Source organism: Marinomonas epiphytica (assembly GCF_054780655.1).
Genome location: NZ_BAAGVX010000029.1, coordinates 73127 through 98467 on the forward strand (window position 1 = coordinate 73127; position 25341 = coordinate 98467).

Below are 25341 nucleotides of genomic sequence, written 5' to 3' on the forward strand. Positions count from 1 at the left end.
AGGTTTCATTCAATTTTTAAATACAAAAATTTGCTTCAAGATGGATCGTTAAACTTTTGCAGCCACTCTTTTGGAGATAAACCGGTTTTTTTTCTAAATACCCGAGAAAGTACTGAACCATGCTCATACCCAACTTGATTCGCCACTAGGCTAACCGGAGTATTTTGTTTTAGTAGCTGCTGCGCCAAGGATAGCCTTAAGTCGGTTAAAAAATCATTGGGGGTCTGACCCAGCGTAGCGCGGAACAACTGGGCGAATTTTGAGCGCGACATATTTGCCTGTTGCGCCATCATGTCTAACGTCCACGCTTCTTCAGGTGATTCTTGCAACTGCGCTAATACAGGCCCCAATGTCGGATGGGTAAGGCCCGCTAGCATGCCTTGAATAACAACGCCTTGCTCTGTTAAGTCTCTTAACATTTGAATTAAAAGTACATCGCAAAGCTTACCTACTAATGCCTTTTTGCCTAACGCGTCTGAATATATTTCGTCAAACAACCACTCTACCGTCGCGGTCATCGCACTACTGTTTAGGGGTAAAAATAACAATTTAGGCAAGTTGTTTAACATGTGCCTATGTTCGCGCCCCATAAAGTGCACTTCAGCACACACTAATTCAGCTTGCTCAGTTTCTTCCGTAATAACCTGATGGCTGGTTGAAACGGGCAACAAGATGATAGTAGGTTGGTCAAACGTCACTTTTTGTCCCGATTGACTTCGAATGGTTAAACGGCCAGATCGTAAATAATGTAAATGGCCACTTCCTTCCGCCATATCATTACCCAGGGCTTTGCCACCGCAAAACTGGCCACTGAAGAAGACATCACAATTAATCGTAAAATGGTCAAGGAGGTTTTTGAGGGAATTGGCTGTCATTCTAACTACTTTTGGACGAATGGTTTCATTTTAAAGACGCTTGGGTGCATTTCAATTGCATTGTCAACATACACTGTAATCACTCACTAAGGAAGTCCGCTTATTCGTGTAAGTGACTGACTTACCCAATATAAACATAATGAGGATATTACTATGCCTTTAACTACTGCAATTAAAAAAACCGTTACTGTTGCTGCATTGTTTGCCAGTGCCGCAAGCTTTGCTGCTGATATCGATGCCAATGCGGATGCGAACGATCTTGCAATCAAAGGCTATGACACGGTCGCTTATTTCACTATGGAGAAGCCCGTATTAGGTAGCCCTGAATATACCTCGACTTATAAAAATGCCATTTATCAGTTTGTTTCTGCAGAGCACAGAGATCTATTTAACGCTGACAAAGCGAAATATGCCCCTCAATTTGGCGGCTACTGCGCTATGGGCGTTGCGATGAATCAAAAGTTCGACACTGACCCAACAGCGTGGAAAATCGAAGAAGGTAAGCTTTACTTAAACCTGAACCATGATGTTCAAAAGGCTTGGTTGCGAGATGTTCCTGGCAACCTAGAAACAGCCTTTTCAAACTGGCCTGAGCTAAAAACACTGACACCAGAAGAAGCTCGCGCTCAAAACGGTTAATGTGAGAAATTCTATGCATAGCTAAACGAATAAACCGCCTTTGCTAATAAAGGCGGTTTTTCATGCTATTTAGCCTGTCACATCAAGTAAAGCGTGTTGGATTTCTTGCCAACTTAGCCCAGTGCGCTTTTTGCGCGACTCATTGCTGGTCTGATTCAATTGCACCAGTTGCGCAGCGATAGAAATAGCAATCTCAAAAGGCTGTTTACCAGAGACATCCGCTAAACCAACAGGGCAATGTACACTGGCAATTTCTGTTTCACTAAAGGAGGCACTTTTTAAACGTTTTTTAAAACGCATAGCCTTGGTTTGCGAACCAATCAAACCGATAAAACGACAATCTTTACGGTCCAGCAGCGCCTCTACTAAACGATAATCTAAAGCATGATCATGGGTCATGATTAAAGCCACCTCTCCGGCTTCTAACTGGGCCACATGCTGCTCCATATCATCATAAATATATAGCTCAAGATTATTGGGTAACTCTGCATTCTGATGCTGTTGAGCAAGGTTATTACGTTGATCTACCCAACTGATTTTTGCCGGCATATTCCCCAACACGTTAACCAGTGTGCTAGCTACGTGGCCCATTCCGAACACACTAATACGCATTGCCGGAGGCGCAAAGTATTCTAGCAACACACTCACTGCCCCTCCACAACACTGCTGTGTTTTCGCCGCCAGAGGGAAACGCTCTATTTGGTGACTGGCAGGTGTCTCATGCGCTAATAAAGCACGTGCTTTTTGGCAGACCAAATACTCTAGCTGACCACCACCTATGGTGTCGTAAGTGTGTTGTGCGGTAATGAGCATTTTACTGGCCGATTCGCGAGGCGCAGAACCTTGTGTTCCTAACACGGTCGCCATCACCCATGCCTGACCAGATTGCTCTACCTGCCCTAAGGCTGTAATCCAGTTCAAAGAGGACATCATAATATTACTTGCCTCCTTTAGCTTGCTGCATACTGTAATACACAGCTTCAGGGGTCGCTGGCGCCGCTAGAGCGGGCGAAAAAGCATAATCACATACGGCACTACAAGCATCTTTCAGTGCGCACCACACTGAGATACCCAACATCAAGGGCGGTTCACCTACGGCTTTGGAGCGATATACAGTGTCTTCTGAATTGGCTTGTGCAAACAATTTCACCGTCATTTTTTCAGGAATATCAGCAGACGTGGGAATCTTGTAATTTGCAGGACTGTTTGTGGTAATTCTGCCTGAGTCATCCCAACTTAATTCTTCCGTCGTAAGCCACCCCATGCCTTGCACAAAAGCCCCCTCAATTTGACCTATGTCTAATTCAGGGTTAATGGAGTCACCGACGTCGTGCAGAATATCGACCTGCGTGACCTTATATTCCCCTGTCATGGTGTCCACAATCACCTCAGCAACCGCAGCACCATTGGCATAATATAGGAAGGGGCGCCCTTTCGCCGCTTTGCGGTCGTAGCCAATTTTTGGAGTTTTATAAAACCCCGTAGCCGATAAGGACACACGATTAAAGTAAGCTAGCTTGATAAATTCTGGAAAACTAAAGTTCAACTCGCCTACCTGAACTTGATCATCTTGAATAGCAAATGCTTCTTCATTAATTCCATATTCTTGTTGAGCAAACTCTTTCAAACGCGCCTTAATGGTTAACGCTGCATCTAGGGCAGCCATACCATTTAAGTCCGTTCCAGCAGATGCTGCTGTAGGTGAAGCATTTGGCACTTTATCAGTTCGCGTTGCGCTTACATTGACTCTTGGCAAGCTGATTCCCAACGCTTTCGCAACAATTTGCGCCACCTTAGTATTAAGACCTTGCCCCATTTCTGTACCGCCGTGATTAATGTGTACACTGCCATCTGTGTAAACATGCAACAAAGCTCCCCCCTGATTCAAATGCTTAGAGGTAAATGAAATACCAAACTTAACGGGTGTTAACGCGATGCCTTTTTTCACTTGTCGATGCGTACGATTAAACTCTGTAATGGCTTTACGACGAGCCCGATACTCAGAGGTGCTTTCTAATTCTTCAATTAAAGGCAGTAAAATGTTTTCTTCAACTTTCTGCCCATAAGGTGTCATATCTTTTTGGGACTGATAACAATTGAGCTTACGAATATCTAATGGGTCCTTACCCACTTTACGGGCGATCTCTTCCATTACATTTTCGGCTAAGAGCACTCCCTGTGGCCCGCCAAAGCCACGAAATGCCGTGTTGGAAACGGTATGGTTTTTCCCTCTAAAACCACTGATTCGAGCATTAGGAAGGTAGTAAGCGTTATCTGCGTGAAACATGGCTCTATCCACAACGCCGTCGGACAGGTCTGCGGTACAACCGCACTTACCCACCAAATCGTATTGAGCCGCTAGCAACTCCCCTTGTTCAGAGAAGCCTACTTGATAGCTTTGCCAAAAATCATGACGTTTACCTGTTTGCACCATATCATCCTGTCTTGGCATACGGTATTTCACCGGCCTGTTATTACGGGCGGCAAATACCGCAGCCAAACAGCTTAAAACCGCAGCTTGAGATTCCTTACCGCCAAAGCCACCTCCCATACGGCGAGTTTCAACCAAAACCTGGGCAACTGGAACGGCCAATACCTTGGCTACCAATTTTTGTACTTCTGCCGGATGTTGTGAGGAAGCGTACACCATCACCCCTCCGTCCTCTTGGGGGAGAGCAACACTGATTTGCCCTTCTAAGTAAAAGTGCTCTTGCCCTTTGATATATAGTTCAGAAGAAAGTGTATGAGGTGCATTGTCTAATGCTTGTGCCACATCTCCTGTTTGAATCGTATGAGTCGGCAAAACAAACGCTTGTTCAGCGAGTGACTGCTGTGGTGTGAGGATACTAGGACGCGCTTTATATTCTATTTCTGCCAAAGCCACTGCTTGTTTGGCCGCTCTTAGGCTCGTTGCTGCGACCGCAAAAATAGGCTGCCCCACATATTGTACAAACTGGCTGGTCAGCAGCAGGTCCCCACTAAATACTGGGGAGACGTCCACTTCTCCTGGGATATCTTCTTCAAGAATCACATCAACAACGCCAGGATAGGCACGTACCTTGTCTAAATTAATAGCAACAATGTCTGCATGAGCATGGGGCGAAAGGCCCGTTGCTACATGCAATTGATTTGGCCACTCAGGCATGTCATCTATGTATTGCGCTTGACCTGTGACATGCTTAATAGCAGATTCATGAATGACCACGGCATCCTTTGCCTTGGTACTAGTAAAGTTTGTTGGTAGTTTACGCATGATTACTCCCCTGTGAAGTCAGTTGGGAAAAACCGTCCTCTGCTCTAACACCGTGACCACTAAAACTGATTACAGCCTCGCCATTTGCTTCTAACCATGCTTTTTGCATCAAGTTGCAGGCCATGTCGATGCGATACTGAGCAGAAGAACGCATGTCACTCAGAGGCGTTAAATGTTGCCTTAAGCTATCGAGCACCTTGGCTAAAGCTTGTTCATCATTGATGTTTTTGCCCAATAGTTGTTGTTCCGCCTCTATGGCACGAATTGGCGTGGCAGCCATGCCGCCAAATGCAATGCGTATTTCCGTCACAATCTCGTTCTCTACCTGTATTCGGCAAGCCAGTAAAACACTGGATATATCATCTTCCATGCGTTTAGAGATTTTGTAGTAACGTTGGAAGTCGTGAAAATTAGCACTCGGAATCTGAAATGAAACAATCGCTTCATCAGGTTGCAACTGAGTCTGTTTATAACCCAAATAAAAGTCGTCAATGGTAAGTTTGCGTTCGCTACCATCCGCTTTTAGCAACGTCATTTGAGCATCTAGAGCCAATAACAAGGGTGGTAAGTCTGCAATTGGCGAAGCATTGGCAACATTGCCTCCAATCGTGCCGCGATTACGGATTTGACGAGAGGCTATACGCTCTAATAAGTTAAAAATCTGAGGATATTGAGGTTTTGTGAAGGCTTCTAGTTGCGCGTAGGTCACTGCGGCCCCAATAACTACGTGATCTGCCTGTAGGCTAATTTGGTTCATCTCTTTGACTTGGCTAACATCAATAAAAGCCGAGAAATCATGATAGGCTTGAGTATTAGCCAGCATCAGATCCGTACCGCCTGCAATTAAATGCGCGTTAGGACTGTCCTGCATATCTTTCTTTAATTGCTCCAAGCTTGTCGGTAAGCGGTAGCTTTCTGGTAAAATCGAGCCCAATTGTTGATATGCCGATATCTGCTCAACTAATTCAGCCTTTGGCATTAACGAAGCGTCATAGCCTAATTCTGGCATTTGTAGACCCGCTTCAATAATAGGACGATAGCCCGTACAGCGGCATAAGTTACCCGAAATTGCATCACATACTTGTTCACGCTTAAGAACATGGTCTTCATTTAAGGCACTCTCTTGGTAAAGTGCGGCAAGAGATAAGACAATTCCCGGTGTACAAAACCCGCATTGAGAGCCGTGACAGTTCACCATACTTTGTTGAGCAGGGTGCAAAGTGTCACTTAAGGTGTGTAGGTATTCAATAGAAACCAGATGACAGGCATCAAGTGATTGGATTGGAGTAATACAGGAGTTAATGCTTTTATATTGCACTGTTCCATTCTGGAGCTTGCCAACCAATAGAGTACAGGCACCACAATCTCCTGAGCCGCAACCTTCTTTCGTGCCAGTTAAATGTTGGTACTCGCGCAAGTAACGCAAGGCTGATAAGTCGCAAGGTAATTGATTTTCTTCAACCAGGGTATCATTTAATAGAAATTTCAAAGCACTCTCCTCAAAGCTTATGCCGTTGAAAATGCAAAAACTTGGCCAATTGGTCAAACTTATTTTAAGCATGCAAAAGTTTTTCGCTTGAGTAAAGCTTTAATCCTTAAATAATTAGCACCCTCTTTAAAAAATTGGCTTAACAATCGCCTTTACGCTCAGACTTCGAACCATCAAGGAAACATATTGGTGCAATGAACTCTTGAACGCACTCATTTGGTTACTTTCTAAGAGCTCTATTTCACTCATCTAAAATAATATTTCGCTTCTTTCCATCGCTTAATACCAACAATTTAAGCCCTAGCACTCTCTTCAAATACAACCGAATTGCTACTGGTAAAGCTCAACTAAAAAAACGAAGGAATAAAATAACAGCAACATTTATTCCTTCGTTTTTACTTATGACATAGCTTTTAGTGCCTTACTGAAAAAATCCGCTTGACCAAAATTTCCGGATTTTAAAGTTACCAATTTTGGCTCTTCACCTAACACTTGAGCTAAAGGGACACCTGGTGCAATGGTTTGACCAACCTTCAATTGTGTCGGATTGAGGGCTTTGATCACCGCTCCTGAAGTTTCCCCGCCAGCCACAATAAGCTTATTTACTTTACGTCTATTAAGCTCATCAACCAATGTCGCCATAAAGCGCTCAACCAGTTCCCCTGCAGTATCTACACCCAGTTTTTGCTGAACTTGTTTAATCTTGTCAGCACTATCGGTCGCATAAAACATGACAGCTGGACCATGCTTATGCTCTTCAAACCACTGCAGACATCCCTCAACAGTTTGTGTTTCTTGAGCAATCGCCATTGGGTCAATCTTGAACGATGGAAATAATGGTCGAAAATGTGCAACTTGCTGTTGAGTCATTAGCGAGCAACTTCCAGATAAAACCACAGCGCAACCTGCGAGGGAATCTAATTGGGTCGAGTTTTTATGGGAAGCCAATAACCCATGCTGTTTAAAGCTGGAAGCAAGACCTGGTGCTAACCCCGAACCGCCAGTAATGAGCTTCAGACTGTTAGACGCTTGACCTATTATGTCTAGATCCTCATGGGTAATAGCATCCATCACTAAATAACGATATTGCCCGGCTAAGTCATTAATCGCATTACTTACTTTGTCCGCACCTTGGCGCACCGTATGCAGGTTGATTAAACCCACTTCTCCTTCTGCTTGCTGCTTCATTAACCTTAATAAGTTGGCGTCTGTCATAGGAGTAAGAGGATGGTCGCGCATACCACTGTCACTTAATAGTTGCTCATGAACGAACAAATGCCCTTGATAGACAGTTCGGCCATTAACGGGCAAAGCAGGGCATAAAATGGTTGTTTTCACCTCAAGGCGTGCCATTAGAGCATCCGTTACAGGTCCAATATTGCCTTGCTTGGTGGAATCAAAAGTAGAACAATATTTAAAGTAGTACTGACTACATTCCTGCGCTATCAACCACTCAAGTGCCTCTAACGATTCCTTTACTGCTTGCTCAGCTGGTAAAGTCCGTGTTTTCAGAGCGATAACGACCGCATCATATTCAGCCAGTTCGACAGTATGCTCAGGTACACCAATCAATTGCAGCGTTCTCATGCCTGAGTTCACTAAGAAGCTGGCTAGATCTGTCGCACCAGTAAAGTCATCTGCAATGCAACCTAATAAAAGACTCATAGTTGTTCCTGTACTTAATGTTAATTAAGGCGATGCCATGAATGAACGGTTTTATCCAGCACCATGTTCTGTACATTTTCACTGAAACTGACAAAATGCTCTGAATCCAAATGCTGATTAAAGCTTTCTGCGCTGTGGTAAACTTCATACAGAAAAAACACCACCGTAGAGTCAACTAGCTCGCTTTTGCTGACTTCAAAAACATCGCATTCTGGCTCTATCTCCAATGAGTCTTGCGCTTGCTTTAACATTAGGGTTTCAAATTCTGCGGCATCGGCTTTAGCCACTTTAAAGGTTACGGTTACAACAAACATGCCTACTCCTCAAGCTGGCTATCTAGCCAGCATGCTTTTTAATTTAGTTTTAAGCCCGGTATATATGGGGGTTTTAATGAAAACGATCAGCACAATGATTGAAATCAGTAATAGCGACACTGGACGCTCGATAAAAGGCATTAAACTGCCTTCCGATACCATTAATGCTCTGCGTAAATTTTCATCCGCCATTGAACCCAGAATGACCCCTATCACTAAAGGTGAAATGGGGTATTTCATTTCATCCAAAAAGTAGGCGGCAATCCCAACAATCACCATGAGGTATAAGTTAAAAATATTTAGGCCAAGTGCATAAGAACCCAAGATACACATTAGCGTTACCACAGGTAAAAAGATTGAAGACGGCACTTGAAGCACCTTCACAACCTGTTTGGCGAGGAACATGCCATTGATCCACATAGCGACAGAGCAAAGCACCAGAATCGCGGTTACCTCAATAAGGAAATCCGGCTTTTCAATAACAATCATTGGTCCGGGCGTAATACCATGTAACATAAGCGCCCCAAGCAACATGGCCGCCGGTGGGCTGCCTGGAACCCCAAGAGTTAATAAAGGAATAAGCGCTCCACCAATACAAGCATTATTGGCCGTTTCAGAGGCGATAATGCCTTTGGGCTCCCCTTGGCCAAAGGTTTCAGGGTGTTTAGAAGTGTTTTTTGCTGCTCCATAGGACACCCAGCCTGCAATGTCCTCACCAATACCAGGGACTGCACCAATACTGATGCCGATCATAGATGAACGGGCGATGTTAAAACGATTTTTAAATAAGGTTTTCCACTCCGGCAAGATCCTTCCGAACTGCTTCATTTTTCCTAGGGTTTCTTTATTCCGCAGCGCTTTGATGACTTGCGGAATGCCAAATGCCCCAATCAACACAGGCACCACTTCTAACCCTAAATCTAGGTTGGGGGAATCAAAGGTGAACCGCGGATAAAACTGTAGTGGATCTCGACCAATCGTAGACAACAAAAGTCCGATCAGACCCGCTATCCAGCCTTTTATAACCATATCTGGGCTAGTTAATGTGCCACTGATTAAAATTCCAAACAACGCCAGTAGAAAAAACTCAAATGAGGTAAACTCCAATGCCATGTTGGCAATGAGTGGAGCCGCTACAACTAACACAAGAATGCCAAGTAGCGTACCAATGAAAGAAGCTGTAGTAGTCAGCCCTAATGCCCTTCCCCCTTCGCCTCGTACCGCTAATGGATAACCATCTAAAGCCGTTGCCGCTGCTGCTGCCGTGCCAGGAATATTGATTAATATCGAAGGGTAAGAACCTCCGTAGATAGCTCCGACATACAGGCCCAATAAAGCAACTAATGCCGTGTTAACATCCATGCCGTAGGTAAGTGTTGTTAACAATGCAACGCCTAATGTTGCCGTCAATCCAGGCAGAGCACCAAAGATAATGCCGCAAAAAGAAGCACCTAATAAAATAAGCAAATTTGTAGGGCTAGCAAACAGTCCAACAATAGTGCCGCCAAATACAGAAAACGAGTTTAAAATATCCATTAAGCTCCCCTCCATAAATCGCGTAGCAGATATTTCACATCCACCATAGGCTCAATCAGTAAACCTTCGGTCGGCAAGGGAACCAGCATCCCTAAACGGAAGATAGGACACACCACAAGGGTAACAATGAGCGCTGTTTTCCAACTAATACGCCATACCTTCATTTTGTTTTGCTGCAAGGCCCAGCTTCTAAAAATGATTAACAAGCTTAGAATAAAAGCTAACGTTGCCCAATCTAGGTAGATACGGCTCGTTTCTTCAAGCGTGGTGGTGAAGTTCAATAAAGCCAATAATAGGCAAACGCTGGTCCAGATATAGAAAACTCTTTTTTGAAACTGCACTTCATCCGAGTAAAAAGCAAAAATAAAAACAAACAGAAAAATAAAGGCAGATAGAGCAAAGTCCACCATGGGCACAAAGCCAAATACCTGGCCCGCAATAAGACTCACCAAAACAAAAAAGCGCCACCAGCTAGAACGACTTTCAATGGCTGTAGCCGTGTTCACATGCTTTTTAATATGCAGGAAGCTTTTAACCAATAACACTAATGCACATAGGAAAAGGAGTAATGAAATGATAATTGGAAATAACGCGGGAGAAACATACCAAACGTTTTGAACGCCAGCGTAACTTTCTGTTAAAGGAAAGCTTAAGCTTTCAAATAACACAAATGCAGAAATCAGCATCAGGATGATGGCTGTTTTAAAATCCGCTCGACGTAGAGCCATTAATTGTTCTGGCTGCATGTAAGCACCTCAATGAAAACAACAGAAGAATATAAAAAGGCACCAAACTGCTTACACGCTCAATCAGGCAATACTTACTAATCAAGACTCCCCCTTGCTTAGCGCAGCAAGGGGAAGTACCTAAGTGAAGGTAATTAGCAAAGTAAATCACTAAACACACAACCAGTTTGGTGGCATTTTGATTACTAATTTAGTTCAGAAACTTTAGGGATCCCTAGGCTTTCAGGGGATACTTTTGCCGCGCCTAGGTCTTTCAAGGTCCATGCAAATAGAGACTCTAAGAAGGCAAACTCCTTACTCGCTTCCTCTCCAGATAAACCCGATAATACGTAGAAATTATCTTCTGCCCATTTATGAATAGCAGGGCTTGCCATTGCCGTTTGGAAAGCAGAAGTTAATTTTGCTTTAACGTTATCAGGAGCATCTTGCTTAACAGCTAAACCAATCGCTTGCATGATAGGAAGGTATTGTTTTAATTCAGGGTAATTAGTAAACGCAGAAGGGATATTGCCGTAACCGTCTAGATGTTGATCGTTAGCGACCAGCATAGCCAACGGTTTCAGCTTACCACCTTTAATAAGCTGCTGTTGCTCAGCCAAAGAGGTAATAACCAGTTCTACTTCCCCCGTCATTGCCGCTGTTTGCGCTGGCGCCGAACCTGGATAAGGAATGAAGTTAAACTCTGCTCCTGTACCATTCATAAGGGCCAGTAAGTTTAAATGGTGAATAGAACCCGCACCACCAGCACTGGCTTTGACCGAACGAGGATTTGCCCTGACATCCTTAATAAGGTCATCAAGATTGTCATACTTGGAATCAGCCGACACAGAAATTAAATCAGGTGAGCCACCAACAATGAAAGGATACCAAACATCCATTTTCTGGTTCCAACCACCTTGCACCGCTGAGCCGACGACAGACTCAGACAAGCCAACTAGCGTGTAACCATCTGCTCTTTTTTTATGTACATAGCTCATACCTAATGAGCCTGCGACACCACCTGGGCGGTTTGTCACATTAATGTTGACGTCTAATGCTTTCGCCATTTCAGCGGAAATCATTCGGTTTACAACATCCGTACCACCGCCAGCAGACCATACCACTACATTGGTAATATCTCGTTCAGGGTATCGATCTGCAGCTAGCACTGAGGTAGCTAGGGTTGAAGCCAGAACACCAGTAGCGATTGTCGCTATTAATTTTTTCATTTTCTTCTCCCGTGATTTCTTATTTTTATCTATCTTGAGACATCCTACCTTAAAGTAGCAAAATAGGAATAATTTAATTTATACATTAATAAATTTATTTTGCAATATTTTTTCAAACTCGTTATTGTTAGTTCAACTTCTAATCAAAACTAAAAATAAAAAAGAGGTTTCGAGAATGTACTCTCTAGATCAAATTCGCTTTCTTGGCCAGAATTTTAAACGTCCAGAATGCGTACTCACTAACTCTTCTCAAAGGGTATTCACTTCTAACTGGGACGGTGGCGTTAGCATAATCGAACCATCAGGAGAGCATTGGTCTATCTTAGCTAATGGCGCTGATTTCCCATTAAAGCCTAACGGTATCTGTTTATTAGAAAATGGCGATTTCCTTATTGCTCACCTTGGTGACAAAGAAGGGGGCGTTTTCCGCTTGCAGGCCGATGGCACGCTTTCCCCCTTTATAACTGAGATAGATGGAGAGCCCTTACCACCCACAAACTACGTACACCTAGACTTTCAGGGCCGCATTTGGGTTACCGTAAGCACTCGAAAAGTGCCAAGAGCAGATGCTTATCGCTCTGATGTTAATGACGGTTTTATTTTACTTTGGAACGGCAAGCAGGCCCGAGTGGTGGCCGACAATCTGGGCTATACAAACGAATGCATTGCGTCACCCGATGGACAATATTTGTATGTTAATGAAACCTTTGCTCGCCAATTAAGCCGTTACACCATTACCCAAGAAGGTGAACTGGTTGACAAAATAGTCATAACCCGATTTGGTGAAGGGGTTTATCCTGATGGGCTTGCTCTTGATCAAAATGAGGACTTTTGGATCACTAGCATTATCAGCAACCAGGTTTTACACGTCAGCAAGTCAGGTGAAACACAATCAAGCATGTTGATTGACGCTAATCCTGACCACCTTGCCTGGGTAGAACAAGCTTACCAACAACATGCACTAGGTCGCCCTCATTTAGACCAAATGAAGAGTGAGCTTCTTCAAAATATTTCTAGCCTCGCTTTTGGCGGCAAGGATCGCTGCCAACTTTATCTTGGCTGTTTACTTGGCGATGCCATCGCCACGCTATCACAACCTGTTCAAGGGCTCGCACCGAGTCACTGGCATTTCAAAGGGCCTGTTCGCCCAGCTACTCAATTGGAGAAAAATAATGAAAAAAACCTTTAACATTGCTGTCTTTTCTGGTGATGGCATAGGCCCTGAAATTACCCCACCTTGTCTAGAAGTATTAAACCTTGCTTGCGAAAAAGTAGGTGGCATTGAGTTAAAGTACTCTGATTTACCTGCTGGTGCAGCCCTTTATAGAGATACAGGCGAGTCTTTCCCTGAATCTTCACAGCAACAAGCTAAAGATGCCGATGCCATCTTATTATCTTGCATGGGATTGCCCTCCGTACGCTACCCAGACGGTACAGAGGTTTCGCCACAGATCGACTTACGCATGCAACTTGGCTTATATGCAGGAGTTCGTCCAGTGCGACTGGTACCTGGCCTACAGCTTCCATTAGCCAGTGAAAAAGCCAAAGATATCGACCTTGTATTGATTCGAGAGTCAACGGAAGGATTATTTGCTTCACACGGTAAAGGAACGGTTGAAAATGATGAAATAGCTAAAGACACCATGGTCATCACCCGTGGCGTAAGCGAACGCTTATTCAACTTTGCTTTTAAACTTGCCAGCCATCGTAAACAGCATGGCAGTGAAGGTCGCGTAACCTGTGTTGATAAAGCGAATGTCTTCCAGTCTTTGGCTTTCTTTCGCAAAGTATTTGACGAACAAGCGCAAAAAAATCCAGGAATTATTGCTGACCATAGTTATGTGGATGCCATGGCACTTAACTTAGTACGCCATCCTTGGGCATTCGACGTCCTAGTAACCGAAAATATGTTCGGGGACATCTTATCTGACTTAGGCGCTGCACTAATGGGCGGTATGGGCATGGCCCCTTCTGCTGATATAGGGGATCATCATGCGGTATTTCAGCCTTGTCATGGTAGCGCTCCAGACATTGTCGGAGAAGGCAAAGCGAACCCTACAGCCATGTTTTTATCAGCAGCCATGATGTTGGATTGGCTAGATCAAGAACACGGGATTGAAGCCTGTTCGCAAGCCGCCGAACTTATTCGTAACTCAGTAGACAAAGCTTTTGAAAATGGCGACCTCGTTCCTTACGAATTGGGTGGAAATGCTGGCACAAAAGCCATCACAGATGCCATTATCAAACATTTAAAGTAAACAGCGGAGAGTAACTGTGGAGAATCGAAAGCTTCGCGTTGCTACTGTCGGAACTGGCTATTTTAGCCAGTTCCATTACGATGGATGGCAACGCATTGCAGAGGTAGATATCATTGCCCTGTACAATAGATCCAATAGCGAGGCTGCCCAACAGACAGCAATAAAATACGCCATTGAGCACATCTATACGGACTTTGAGCGCATGCTTGATGAGATGAAGCCCGACCTTGTGGACATCATCACGCCACCTGAGACCCACAAAGACTTTGTTCAAGCCTGCTTGCAAAGAAACCTACCTTGTATTTGTCAAAAACCTTTCACACCTTCTTTCAACGAAGCCAAGGTATTGACTGAAGAGATTGTTCAAAGTGACGCCAAAGTGATCATCCACGAAAACTTTCGCTTTCAGCCTTGGTATCAAGAAATCAAAAACATATTGGCGGAGCAAACGTTGGGAAGACTCTATCAAGCCAGTTTTAGACTGCGCCCAGGGGACGGGCAAGGCCATGATGCTTATCTAGCCAGGCAGCCCTACTTCCAACAAATGGAGCGTTTTCTAATTCATGAAACAGGAATTCACTGGGTGGATGTTTTTCGTTATTTACTTGGCGATGTCAAAGACGTATACGCTGATTTGGTTAAACGTAATCCGGTTATTAAAGGGGAAGATTCTGGTTTAGTCATTTTCAACTTTGACCAACAAGTAAAAGCAATCTTTGATGGTAATCGCCTGGTAGACCATGCGGCGCAGAATATGCGCGTTACTATGGGAGAAATGCTTATCGAAGGTAGCGATGCTTGCTTAAAACTGGAAGGAAGTGGCAAAATATACCTGAGAAAAAAAGGTGACAGTAGTTGGACACTCCACCCTTATTCCTTCACCACTGATAATTTTGGTGGGGACTGCGTATACCGCCTTCAGAGGCATGTAGCCGACCACTTTCTTTATAACTCAGAACTGCACAATCTCGCGCAAGATTATCTTGAGAATTTAAAGATAGAAGAAGCCATATACCACTCGGCAGAGCAGCAAACAAAACTAAACATAACGTAAGACAGAGTGTGGTTGGAGTACATTAATGACCAAAGCTAAGCCCAAAACAAAAGAGTCTCTTTCAGATAAAGCCTATCGTTTACTGAAAGCCAAAATTCTTGATAACGAACTTCACGCAGGTCAGCAAATGATCGAAGCCGAGGTTTCTGAGCTATTACAAATGAGTCGTACTCCCACCCGCGAGGCTATGCTACGTATTGCCAACGAAGGCTTGATTGAGTTAAAGCCCCGTCATGGTATGCGGATCAAATCCATATCCGTTGACGATATGCAAGAAATCTACGAGGTATTAACCTGTATTGAATCAACCGCAGCCGCTTTATGTGCCAAAAAAGGGCTGTCTGAAGAGCAACTGTCTTTAATGAGAGAGGCTGTTCACGAAATGGATCTCGCGTTAGAGCAAGATGATTTGATTCAATGGGCCGAATCAGACGAAAAATTCCACCGCTATTTAGTCGACTTTTCTGGTAATTCTCGCCTTAACACGTTAGTGGGCAATTTTATTGAGCAATCCCACCGTGTTCGCATGATTACGTTGAAAATTCGTCCTAAGCCCACCTCTTCTAACCAAGATCATTTAGACCTTGTCGTTGCAATTGAAAACCGCGAAGCCGAACAAGCTCGTCAAATCCACCATAGTCATAGAGAAAAAAGCGGCAACATGCTCATAGCGCTTTTGCAAAAATACGGCCTTAATAATATTTAAACCTTCTTGACCTTATAGAGTTAAATGTATCGCCAGTGGCACCAACACTAGTGATGCACAACTTGTCAGTAATACCGCTGAAGAGGCTTCAACGGCAAGTGAATTATGCTCTTCTGCAATCACCCCTAGCACAGCAGCGCAAGGCATCGCTGCTCCTAGCGTGGCTGCCACTTGCCAGGCTGCAGTCACTCCAACGGCTGCCATGATCCCGTAGACCACACAAGGAAAAATCAACAGTTTAAAAGTTGAGATCATCAAAGGCACCCTAATACGCCCCCCTAAAGATTGCCCTGACAATGCAACTCCCACCAAAAACATGGCACCAGGCCCGGCAAATGCTCCTAAATGTTCTAGCCATTGATACAAGAAGGCTGGGAGCTCTAATTTCAATAACGACACCATTACACCGATTAGGATGGACAACACTAGGGGGTTTAATATTGACTTTCTAAAGGCCTGAAAAGCTGATTGAGAAGTGTTTAGGTCTTGGCCTAGGCATTGCAGCAAGAATGCACTAACAGGCAGAAGCACGAGTAAATCAAGGGTTAAAATCAGTGCCAGGGGCACGGATATCCAGTCGCCTAGCGCTGCCGTTAAAACTGGAATGGCTAAAAATCCAATGTTGCCATAAACACTCCCTAAGCCAAAGATAAGAGCCTGTTTTCTCTGTGTGACTAACAATTTGAACGCCACGAAGTAACACACAATCAGCATGACAGAAAGCGACAGCAGATAGCCTAGCAAAAAAGGCACATCAAACAAATCGCTGAACTCTGTGGTAGTTAGCTTACTGAGTAAAACAGCGGGCAGAGCTAAATACATGACAAGCCAGGTTAACCGCTTTTGCCAAACAACTCGAACAAGATGAGCCCTTTTGAGCAGATAGCCTAAAGATACAAAACCAAAAAAAGGCAGTATTGTTATTATGATTGATAGCACAGTAAGACTTCACAAAATATAAAGTATACATTATAAAATACATAGTAACTTATTGCACGGCTCTCAACATAATTTACGGTTTCAGCTTAGATATCGGCAAGACGAAAAGCTGCAATTTTATGCACCTCCGCCATCGCGGTATCAAACTCCCCTTGCCAATCATTATCCGTTCGAGTTTCAAAACCTGCTATTACTTGGTCTTTTGTGGCGCCTTTTACCGCCATAATAAAAGGAAAGCCAAATTTTTCTCGATAACGATTATTAAGCTGTAAAAAGTAAGCAAATTCCTCCTCACTGCATTGATCTAAGCCAACCCCAGCTTGTTCTGCTTTCGACTCCTTAGTTAGGTCCCCTGCAATAGCCGCCTTTCCCGCTAGATCAGGGTGAGCTCTCAATAAGATTAACTTTTGCTCTTGCGAGCTATTATTCACAATAGCCTGCATTTGCTCTGTCACTTTTTCAATTGATGATAAATAGCCAGTAGGGTGCTCACAATGCGCACGCCACAATTGCTCAGCAACCCATGTGGAATGCTCGTAGACTCCAGCAAACGTCTCAATAAACTCTTTCTGATTCATTTTTTGCAAAAAATTTTCGCTGCTCATTACTCTGCCTTGTTATTTGTTGTCGTAGGGAAAATGCTCACGCCAATGTCTTGCTATATCAATACGGCGACAGCACCAGACATCTTCGTGTTGTCTGACATATTGTAAGAAGCGTTTTAATCCAGCAATACGTGCAGGCCGTCCGATCAGTCGACAATGTAAACCTATAGAAAGCATCTTAGGAGAGTGCGCACCTTCTGCATATAAGGTGTCAAAGGCATCCTTTAAGTATTGGAAAAAGTGTTCGCCTGTATTAAACCCCTGTAATGCAGCAAAGCGCATGTCGTTTGTGTCTAGGGTATAAGGAATCATCAACTGCGGTTTATCATCGACTAGCTTCCAGAATGGTAAATCGTCACTGTAATCGTCTGCGTTATATAAAAAACCGCCCTCTTGGGCCACTAGCTTATGAGTGTTTGGACCAGTTCTGCCGGTATACCAGCCTAATGGTCTTTGGCCGGTTAATCGCTCAATGATTTCAATGGCTTTATGCATATGTTGGCGCTCAGTATCTTCATCAATATACTGATAATCTATCCATCGGTAACCGTGGCTACAGATTTCATGACCTGCTTGGCTAAAAGCCTTGGCTACGTCTGGGTGCCGTTCTAGAGCCATAGCAACGGCGAAAACAGTCAAAGGTATGTCCATTTCTTGGAACAAGTTCAGTATTCGCCACACACCTGCTCTGCTACCATATTCATATATGGATTCCATACTCATATGCCGAACCCCTTCTCGGGCATCCGTACCGACCATTTCTGATAAAAAGGCCTCTGAGGCTGGATCTCCATGCAAAATACAGTTTTCCCCACCTTCTTCGTAGTTAAGCACAAACTGCAGCGCAATTCTCGCTTTGCCAGGCCATTTAGGGTTAGGCGGTGTATTTCCATAACCAATTAGGTCACGTGGGTATGATGACATTTAAATTCCTCTTATTATTCAGATCGTACTCTTTATCATTCAACATTTATGGCATAAAAATTGATGCGTTACATGTTACCCTGCAAAAATTGGGCACATTTTATTTGAACTGGCAATACAGGACATGAATATGGGTTACCTCACTACACACATACTTGATACCACTCAAGGAATCGCTGCCGCTGGTGTTAACATCCGCTTATTTCGCGTTGAAGAAACTCATGGCAAACAACTAATCAACACAAGCCTGTCGAATCATGATGGCCGCTGTGATGCCCCACTACTAGAGAAAGAAAACTTTGAACTTGGTATTTATGAATTGGAATTTGATATTGAAGAGTATTTCGCCAAGCAAGGAATTGAGCACACAGAACCCAGTTTTTTAAACACTATTGTGATTCGCTTTGGTATTTCTGACAAAAGTGCCCATTACCATATCCCACTGTTGGTATCACCTTATTCTTACAGCACCTACCGAGGCAGCTAATAACTAACCAACTGGTCAATATGAGTCACCAATTTGAAGCACATTAACCTCTGCCTGCACCAAAAGGCCGCTCATAGGCGCTGAGGTTAATCTACAGCACCTAATAAAGACAGATATTCAGAACTTTTTTATGGCACAAAAATTGCCCCTTATATTGCAATTGATTAGTTCAAATTGTGTTAAGGAGCAAGATGATGAAAGCACTCGTGATTGGCGCAGGTATTGGTGGCATGTCAGCAGCTGCAGCATTAAAACAACAAGGCATTGAATGCGAAATTTTTGAAGCTGTAAAAGAAATTAAACCCGTTGGTGCTGCTTTATCAATATGGTCTAACGGTGTGAAATGCATGAATCATTTAGGCATGTCACATATTATGGATGAGCTAGGTGGACCTATGCACTTCATGGCCTACCACGACGGCATTTCTGGTGTTCCTATGACCCAGTTCAGCCTTGCCCCATTAATTCAAGCTGTTGGTGAACGACCTTGCCCAGTATCACGGGCAGGCCTACAAAGCATGATGATAGATCACTGGGGCAAAGAAAAAATTCACTTTGGTAAACGCGTTGAGAAAGTTGAGCAAATCGACTCAAAGGTAGTTGCCTACTTTACTGACGGCAGCCAAGCGAGTGGAGATTTTATGATAGCCGCCGATGGAGCCCGCTCTGTCACTCGCTCCTATGTAACTGGTTACCAAGCTGAAAGACGCTACGCCGGCTATGTAAATTGGAACGGGTTGGTCGACATAGATACGGATATAGCCCCTGCTAACCAATGGACAACCTTTGTTGGTGAAGGTAAACGCGTTTCTGTAATGCCCATTGCTGGCGGACGTTTTTATTTCTTTTTTGATGTGCCTTTACCAGTCGGCTTAGAGCAGAATCGAGAAACGCTGAAAAGCGATTTAAAGCAGTATTTTAAAGGTTGGTCGGAGCCCGTACAAAAGTTAATCGAGCAACTCGATCCAAGCACCACTAACCGAGTCGAAATTCATGATATAGAGCCCTTTGACACCCTAGTAAAAGGTAATATCGCTCTACTTGGTGATTCTGCTCACAGCACTACCCCTGATATAGGACAAGGGGGCTGCTCAGCCATGGAAGATGCTGTGGTCCTGGGTGAGTGTATTGCTAAACTATCTAACCTGAATCCTAACACCATCGCCATGGCGCTAAAAGACTACCAAGAACAGCGCAAGGGACGAGTTAAAGACCTGGTCCTTAAAGCTCGTAAGCGCTGTGATGTTACCCACGGGAAAGATATGCAAGAAACTCAAGCCTGGTACGATGACCTAAAACAAGAATCAGGTGAAAACATTATTGCAGGATTAACCACCACCATTGTCGAAGGTCCACTCGGTTAAAAGAACCTGACTTTGATCATAGCAAGGTAGATTCAGCCTTGTTATGATCAAAGCCTATTCCCCTACTGCCATGAGCGAGTCATTTTTTAACGAATTGCACGAGGCTCTCGGCATGTCATGAAGTACAGTGTTACGCTTTAATAGCGCTTTTAAATCACTGACAGGCATTGCTTTGGCAAATAGCCAACCTTGTCCTATTGCATCTGGTGAATGCTCCAAAATGTAATCCAGTTCTTCTTGCGTCTCTATTCCCTCAAATACCGTAGACATTTGAAAGTTCTCTAAAAGCCGACAAATACCATTTAAGGTCATGAGGCCAACAGCTTTGCTTCCAATACAACTGGTAAACATTTTATCAATTTTAATCTCATTGGAATCAAGCTTGGTTAACCAAGATAAATTTGAAAACCCAGTACCAAAATCATCTAGGGATATTTGAAAACCACGTTTGGTAAATTCTCGCGTCATTTGCGATAAGGCGTTATTCTCAGCAGCACTACGCTCGGTTATTTCTAATATTACCTGTTTAGAATTAATTCCCAACCTTGTGGTCTCACCATCAATAAAGTCTAAAAAGCTATCATCTTGCATGTCTTTAACCGATACATTCAAACTTAACGTGAAACTTGGCTGCTCTTTAAGAATACCAGACAATTCTGTTAATGACTTGCGCGCAATATGGCGAGAAATTTGCGCCACAATCCCTAGCTCCTCTGCAAGGTCAATAAACACATCAGGAGGCACTTGCCCAAGCACTGAGTCATGCCACCTTGCTAATGCTTCTACTCCCACTATTTGCCCTGAGCGTAAGGCAACTTTAGGCTGATATAAAGGGTATATATGGTCAGTATTTAAGGCTGTTTTCAAACGGTAAGGTATCGCTCTTTTCATATAACGAAGATACCCTGTCGCCAACCAGATGAATAAGCTTAATACTGATACAAACAATGAAAGAATGGCGTATTCAAGGGGACTTAAGCCATAGAAGCCAATACGATAATCAATAAGGTTAATGCAAAAAGAATAGTCTTTCGAGCAGGTTTTATTCTTAATAAATGCTCCTGGAACAATGAGCCTAAGCCCACTGGGCTCCTTTTTTGACACTGTTTCTTCCACCACCCAACCAGGAATACTATTAAAAGTTCGATAGACCTTTGGTGCATAGTAATCAAGGATATAAGCCCCTACAGAGTCATCGACACTATATAACCCTAAATAACGACTAGGAGACAGAGTTAAAAAGGTATGGCCACTCAGAAACAATGCTCTTTTTTGGCTCAGAAAAAATAGATCCTCTTTAGCTTTTAGATAGTGGTATTTTCTTTCTTCACTATAATACAACGCACTAGGATCAATTTTTTTTCCTACTACCTCGTGTCCCATATTGGCACTGCAAATTATCTCATGATCAACAACTCGGCCAATATCGTCCAAAAACTCGTAGTTAGCGGCAATTTCACGCAATTGCATCATATCTTTAGGTGAACAAAAAAGATTTTTTTGCTGGTTAACTAACGCAAAAGCACTGTTAATTTGAATCGATGAATTCAAGGAACGAACAAAAATAGACTCTCCATAAGTATTCAATTCGTCTCTTTCATAAGAAATGAACAAGAAATGAACACTCAGAGCCGAAAGCAAAAAGACTAAGAAAAAGATTATCAGAAATTGAGCGCCATTGAGGAACTCAATAAAGCGATTTAGCGACCAGCTTTCGAATAGTAAGCGCTTTTCTGTTAATTTAAACATAAGCTCACCTTTTTCATTATGCCTACGTAATTTAAGAAAGAACGACATCTTTTCTTTTCGTTAAATACTAGGGCACTCAGAGGCTAGCTAGATGTATTGAAATGTTATTTTGGTTACAGAACTTATGGAGAGATCAAATAAAAAGCCAACATTCATAATGAACATTGGCTTTAGAAGAACTTAACAATAAACGTTATTGTTTATTTAAACGTACGCTTACGAACGCGCTCAAGACGCTTCAAGATGCTGTCTAAACGCTCTGGTTTCACCATGAACTCTTGGAAGCCTTTCATACCTTCCTGAGCCATACTTGGATCCGTATCACGGTCGTAGAATTGAGCCGTTCCAGCAGCATTGCCTAACATTTCCACCCCTTTGTTTAAGAAGTAGTTATCAGGCGCTTTTGCATCAGCATGAGGTGGAATTTGCAACAACGCAGCATTCACTAGAGTCTGATTATCAGCACGTGACAAGAAAGACAAGAACTTACGTGCGTCTTCTTTGTTTTTAGCTTTTGAAGGAATGTGCACGGTATCCATTGGCGCATCTTCTGCCATTCCAACTTCTGGGTTAATCTGAGGGAATTGGAAGAAGCCCATTTTACCGTCAAGTTCAGCTGGGAAGTTAGGCGTAATGAAGTTACCGATCAAGTACATAGCCGCTTCGCCGTTGTACATGAATGGTTGAGCTTCTTGCCATGAGTAAGACGCATGGTTTTCTAGGAAGTAACCAGGTTCAACCAACTCTTTCCAGTGCTCAAAAGTTTTTCGTACACGCTCATCCGTGTAAGGGATTTTGCCATCCATTAGGTCGATATGGAAATCTAGACCATTGGTTCTCATGTTAAGGTAATCAAACCATCCGGCAGCTGTCCAAAGGTACTTGGTACCAATGGCAATCGGCGCGATATCATTAGACTTAAGGGTTTTGTTTACCGCTAGGAACTCATCCCATGTTTTTGGCTCAGATAAACCTAAATTTTCGAAGATATCTTTGCGGTAGTAAACACCCCACTGATAATAGGTATATGGGATACCCCATTGCTTATCATCAATCGTCATTGCAGGTGTTGCCGCTGGCATGCTTTGCTTAAGTTCTTGCTGTTGCCAAATATCGGACACGTCTTCAAATAAACCACGGTCTACGAAAGTTTTCATACGGTTACCCGCGTACCAGAACACCACATCTGGTGGGCTTGTTGCCAACCAGTTACGAATCGCCGTTTTGTAACCTTCTTTATCATATAGGTTGTACTTTACGGTAACGTCTGGGTTTTCTGCTTCAAACTTTTCGATGATCTCAGCAAAGGCTTGTTTCGGTGCTGGGTCAGCCTGATCTGAGTTAATTACTAGGGTGCCTGCATTGGCAACGCTTACTGCTGCGCACGCCATAGCTCCGGCTAATAATGACTGTAGTTTTTTCATGTGAGCAAGTCCTCTTTTTCTTGTTATAAATTGAAACTGGGTTTCAGTATTAGGCAAAAGGTCAGAGCTGTCAATAAGTGAAACTGAGTTTCACTTATTGACCTCTACTTTATTTGCGCTTTTTCCAAATAGCAACACTTGCTGTGTTAAGAGTTTTATCTCCTATGAGCAAATCTGCATTAACAGGTTGATACACATAACTATTTTTTGAATAATTTAATACAAAAATTAGATCACCCCGTTCTCTTAAGCGAACTCCTTCAGGCAAGTAGGTGGTGACCAAGCCGGCTTTTTCGGCCAGTCTTGCGAAGCAGTCTTTTAACACCTTAGTATCCAAACACGAGCCTAAATAAAAGCGTTTGCCCTCACCCACTAGCACAGGGTTGGCTTCACTGTCTTGTAGCAATACTGGCAACTGGGTGGCAATTTGCTCATGCCAGTGTTTAAGCTTACCGCTCCCCCACTGACCAAAGACACTAGGTTGGGTATGGTCAGGCAAAGCATCTACTCTTTCTACGGTGAGCGGCAGAATTTGAGCCAGTGGACCAGGAGCCAGATTATGAGGTATCTGATAACTCTGTGTTTTACTACCACTTCGAGGGCCAGCAAGCAAAACGCCTTCAAACGCACTTAAGCGAGTTTGCAGGTCCTCATCAATATGCACTTGAGCAGGCAATACCAGCATGGCATATTTATTAAGGTCCGCTTTGGAAGACACGATATCAACTGACAAGCCAAGCTCACGTAAAGCTTCGTACACTCGGTAGCTCCAAAATAGGTAACGATAAGCTTGAGACTGAGGTTGAATGTCTAACGCCCAGCAAGCGTCATAATCAAACATCACAGCCACTTTTCCAGCACTTGGTAATGCCATTAGCTCATCAACAGACACACCAAGTTGTGTGGCGAGTTGCTTAACTTCTTCATTCACTTTACCCGCTTCAATGGCAGCTTCAGCTAGCTGAGCATCAGGTCGTAATAAGCCTGCATGCATTTGCTCTTGAGCAAAAGGGGCTTGTCGCCAGCGAAAATAGGAAACCACCTCTGCACCGTGGGAAAAGGCTTCCCAAGTCCATAGACGTACTGCTCCTTGTTGCGGCGTCGGATTATGAGGCGCCCAATTCACCGGGCCAGGTTGCTGTTCCATGATCCACAAACGGTCATTACTACAGCCTCGGTATAAGTCGTGGTGAAATGCCCCAAAATCAGGGTGGCCAACACGTAAGTAATCTTGCTTTTCTTGGTCGCTATAAATGGCTTCTTGGTCAAGAAAACCCAATGGGTAAGTGTCCCAACTTGCCACGTCTAAGTCTTTACCAACTTTATGGTGATCAAAATGCGTAAAGAAGCCCATGTAGTTGTGGACCAGATCACGCCCTTGAGAATGCTCCCTTAAAATATCCGCTTGTAACTTGTTATAAGCCACGACTTGGTCAGAGCAGCAGCGTTGAAAATCCAGTCGGTGAGATGGGTTTGCCTCTGTCACGGTTAAATTTGGCAGTTCCACTTCATCAAAAGTACGGTAATCCATGCTCCAGAAAATGTTTCCCCATGCTTGGTTCAGAGCCTCAACCGTGCCATATTTTTCAGCCAACCAAAGGCGAAATGCAACTAGGTCAGCCTCGGCATAACTTAGGATGGTATCGTGACAGCCATATTCATTATCTGTTTGCCATGCCACCACCGCTGGGTGCTGACCATAGCGTTTCGCCATAATATCAACAATTCGGCGACACTCTTCCCGATACTCCAAACTTGCAAAGGTGTAGTGGCGACGAGAACCAAAGCCACGTTCGCGACCTAATTCATCTTTAGCTAGCATACCTGGGTGACGATCCACCAACCACTTTGGCGGTGTCGCAGTCGGTGTGCCTAAAATGACCTTCAACCCTTCTTTGTGCAAAGCAGCAAGTGCGTCATCTAACCATTGCCAATTAAGCTGACCTGGTTCAGGCTCAATGGTGCTCCAGCTAAACTCCCCCACTCGCACAAATTCAATACCAATTTCTTTCATTTGGCGGGCGTCCTCCGCCCAGCGGGAACGAGCCCAATGCTCTGGATAGTAACAAACACCTAATTTCATATTTTTCTCCAAACTCTGTGGCA

General features: G+C 43.7%; 22 protein-coding genes. 7 read left to right on the forward strand and 15 right to left on the reverse strand.

Annotated features, from left to right (window positions below; all coding sequences use genetic code 11):
* Nucleotides 1-35 precede the first annotated feature (35 nt).
* Nucleotides 36-875 carry an AraC family transcriptional regulator gene (locus ACYVGZ_RS08520; protein ID WP_460753950.1) on the reverse strand — a complete coding sequence of 280 codons (840 nt, stop codon included), beginning with the start codon at nt 873-875 and terminating at the stop codon, nt 36-38.
* Between the two features lie 153 nt (nt 876-1028).
* Between ACYVGZ_RS08520 and ACYVGZ_RS08525 the strand changes: the two genes are divergently transcribed.
* Nucleotides 1029-1514: a YHS domain-containing (seleno)protein gene (locus tag ACYVGZ_RS08525; protein WP_460753952.1), complete on the forward strand. Its 486-nt coding sequence runs from the start codon at nt 1029-1031 to the stop codon at nt 1512-1514.
* A 69-nt stretch (nt 1515-1583) separates the two neighbouring features.
* Here ACYVGZ_RS08525 and xdhC read toward each other — a convergent pair whose 3' ends face one another.
* From xdhC to ACYVGZ_RS08565, 8 genes are all read right to left on the reverse strand, one after another.
* The gene (gene xdhC, locus ACYVGZ_RS08530) at nt 1584-2447 is read right to left on the reverse strand and encodes a xanthine dehydrogenase accessory protein XdhC (protein WP_460753955.1); all 864 of its coding nucleotides are present in this window, start codon (nt 2445-2447) and stop codon (nt 1584-1586) included.
* 4 nt (nt 2448-2451) lie between these two features.
* The gene (xdhB, locus tag ACYVGZ_RS08535; RefSeq protein WP_460753957.1) at nt 2452-4767 is read right to left on the reverse strand and encodes a xanthine dehydrogenase molybdopterin binding subunit; all 2316 of its coding nucleotides are present in this window, start codon (nt 4765-4767) and stop codon (nt 2452-2454) included.
* A complete protein-coding gene (xdhA, locus tag ACYVGZ_RS08540) occupies nt 4760-6256 on the reverse strand; it encodes a xanthine dehydrogenase small subunit (protein WP_460753960.1) in 1497 nt (498 codons plus the stop codon). Before xdhA ends, xdhB begins: the two co-directional genes overlap by 8 nt.
* A gap of 399 nt (nt 6257-6655) precedes the next feature.
* Nucleotides 6656-7921, reverse strand: a complete 1266-nt coding sequence (gene otnK / locus ACYVGZ_RS08545; RefSeq protein WP_460753963.1) for a 3-oxo-tetronate kinase — start codon at nt 7919-7921, stop codon at nt 6656-6658.
* A 20-nt stretch (nt 7922-7941) separates the two neighbouring features.
* Entirely contained in the window at nt 7942-8235 is a 294-nt protein-coding gene (locus ACYVGZ_RS08550) for a putative quinol monooxygenase (RefSeq protein WP_460753967.1), read from the reverse strand.
* Nucleotides 8236-8253: 18 nt separating this feature from the next.
* Nucleotides 8254-9771: a tripartite tricarboxylate transporter permease gene (locus tag ACYVGZ_RS08555; protein ID WP_460753970.1), complete on the reverse strand. Its 1518-nt coding sequence runs from the start codon at nt 9769-9771 to the stop codon at nt 8254-8256.
* A complete protein-coding gene (locus ACYVGZ_RS08560) occupies nt 9771-10517 on the reverse strand; it encodes a tripartite tricarboxylate transporter TctB family protein (protein ID WP_460753973.1) in 747 nt (248 codons plus the stop codon). Before ACYVGZ_RS08560 ends, ACYVGZ_RS08555 begins: the two co-directional genes overlap by 1 nt.
* Nucleotides 10518-10702: 185 nt before the next feature.
* A complete protein-coding gene (locus ACYVGZ_RS08565; protein WP_460753976.1) occupies nt 10703-11725 on the reverse strand; it encodes a tripartite tricarboxylate transporter substrate binding protein in 1023 nt (340 codons plus the stop codon).
* A gap of 175 nt (nt 11726-11900) precedes the next feature.
* Between ACYVGZ_RS08565 and ACYVGZ_RS08570 the strand changes: the two genes are divergently transcribed.
* Genes ACYVGZ_RS08570 through ACYVGZ_RS08585 form a run of 4 tightly spaced genes read left to right on the forward strand, consistent with a single transcriptional unit; the run spans nt 11901 to nt 15743 of the window.
* Entirely contained in the window at nt 11901-12914 is a 1014-nt protein-coding gene (locus tag ACYVGZ_RS08570) for an SMP-30/gluconolactonase/LRE family protein (protein WP_460753978.1), read from the forward strand.
* The gene (locus tag ACYVGZ_RS08575) at nt 12898-13983 is read left to right on the forward strand and encodes an isocitrate/isopropylmalate dehydrogenase family protein (RefSeq protein WP_460753981.1); all 1086 of its coding nucleotides are present in this window, start codon (nt 12898-12900) and stop codon (nt 13981-13983) included. Before ACYVGZ_RS08570 ends, ACYVGZ_RS08575 begins: the two co-directional genes overlap by 17 nt.
* Nucleotides 13984-13999: 16 nt before the next feature.
* Complete coding sequence (locus ACYVGZ_RS08580) at nt 14000-15037, forward strand: Gfo/Idh/MocA family protein (RefSeq protein ID WP_460753983.1); 1038 nt, start codon at nt 14000-14002, stop codon at nt 15035-15037.
* A gap of 25 nt (nt 15038-15062) precedes the next feature.
* Complete coding sequence (locus ACYVGZ_RS08585; RefSeq protein ID WP_460753986.1) at nt 15063-15743, forward strand: GntR family transcriptional regulator; 681 nt, start codon at nt 15063-15065, stop codon at nt 15741-15743.
* A 12-nt stretch (nt 15744-15755) separates the two neighbouring features.
* Here the strand turns inward: ACYVGZ_RS08585 and ACYVGZ_RS08590 are convergent, their stop codons facing one another.
* The 3 genes from ACYVGZ_RS08590 to puuE form a co-directional block, all read right to left on the reverse strand.
* Nucleotides 15756-16682 (reverse strand): AEC family transporter, encoded by a 927-nt coding sequence (locus ACYVGZ_RS08590; RefSeq protein WP_460753988.1) that lies wholly within the window; start codon nt 16680-16682, stop codon nt 15756-15758.
* Between the two features lie 86 nt (nt 16683-16768).
* Nucleotides 16769-17287, reverse strand: a complete 519-nt coding sequence (gene uraD, locus ACYVGZ_RS08595) for a 2-oxo-4-hydroxy-4-carboxy-5-ureidoimidazoline decarboxylase (RefSeq protein ID WP_460753991.1) — start codon at nt 17285-17287, stop codon at nt 16769-16771.
* Nucleotides 17288-17299: 12 nt separating this feature from the next.
* On the reverse strand, nt 17300-18211 hold the full coding sequence (puuE, locus tag ACYVGZ_RS08600) for an allantoinase PuuE (protein WP_460753994.1): 912 nt from the start codon (nt 18209-18211) through the stop codon (nt 17300-17302).
* A gap of 130 nt (nt 18212-18341) precedes the next feature.
* Here puuE and uraH point away from each other — a divergent pair, with 130 nt between their 5' ends.
* Complete coding sequence (uraH, locus tag ACYVGZ_RS08605) at nt 18342-18698, forward strand: hydroxyisourate hydrolase (protein ID WP_460753997.1); 357 nt, start codon at nt 18342-18344, stop codon at nt 18696-18698.
* A gap of 191 nt (nt 18699-18889) precedes the next feature.
* The gene (gene hpxO, locus ACYVGZ_RS08610) at nt 18890-20062 is read left to right on the forward strand and encodes an FAD-dependent urate hydroxylase HpxO (protein WP_460753999.1); all 1173 of its coding nucleotides are present in this window, start codon (nt 18890-18892) and stop codon (nt 20060-20062) included.
* A 54-nt stretch (nt 20063-20116) separates the two neighbouring features.
* Here the strand turns inward: hpxO and ACYVGZ_RS08615 are convergent, their stop codons facing one another.
* From ACYVGZ_RS08615 to ACYVGZ_RS08625, 3 genes are all read right to left on the reverse strand, one after another.
* Entirely contained in the window at nt 20117-21811 is a 1695-nt protein-coding gene (locus tag ACYVGZ_RS08615) for an EAL domain-containing protein (RefSeq protein ID WP_460754002.1), read from the reverse strand.
* A gap of 200 nt (nt 21812-22011) precedes the next feature.
* Nucleotides 22012-23235, reverse strand: a complete 1224-nt coding sequence (locus ACYVGZ_RS08620; protein ID WP_460754004.1) for an ABC transporter substrate-binding protein — start codon at nt 23233-23235, stop codon at nt 22012-22014.
* 109 nt (nt 23236-23344) lie between these two features.
* On the reverse strand, nt 23345-25318 hold the full coding sequence (locus ACYVGZ_RS08625; RefSeq protein WP_460754007.1) for a beta-galactosidase: 1974 nt from the start codon (nt 25316-25318) through the stop codon (nt 23345-23347).
* Between the last annotated feature and the right edge of the window lie 23 nt (nt 25319-25341).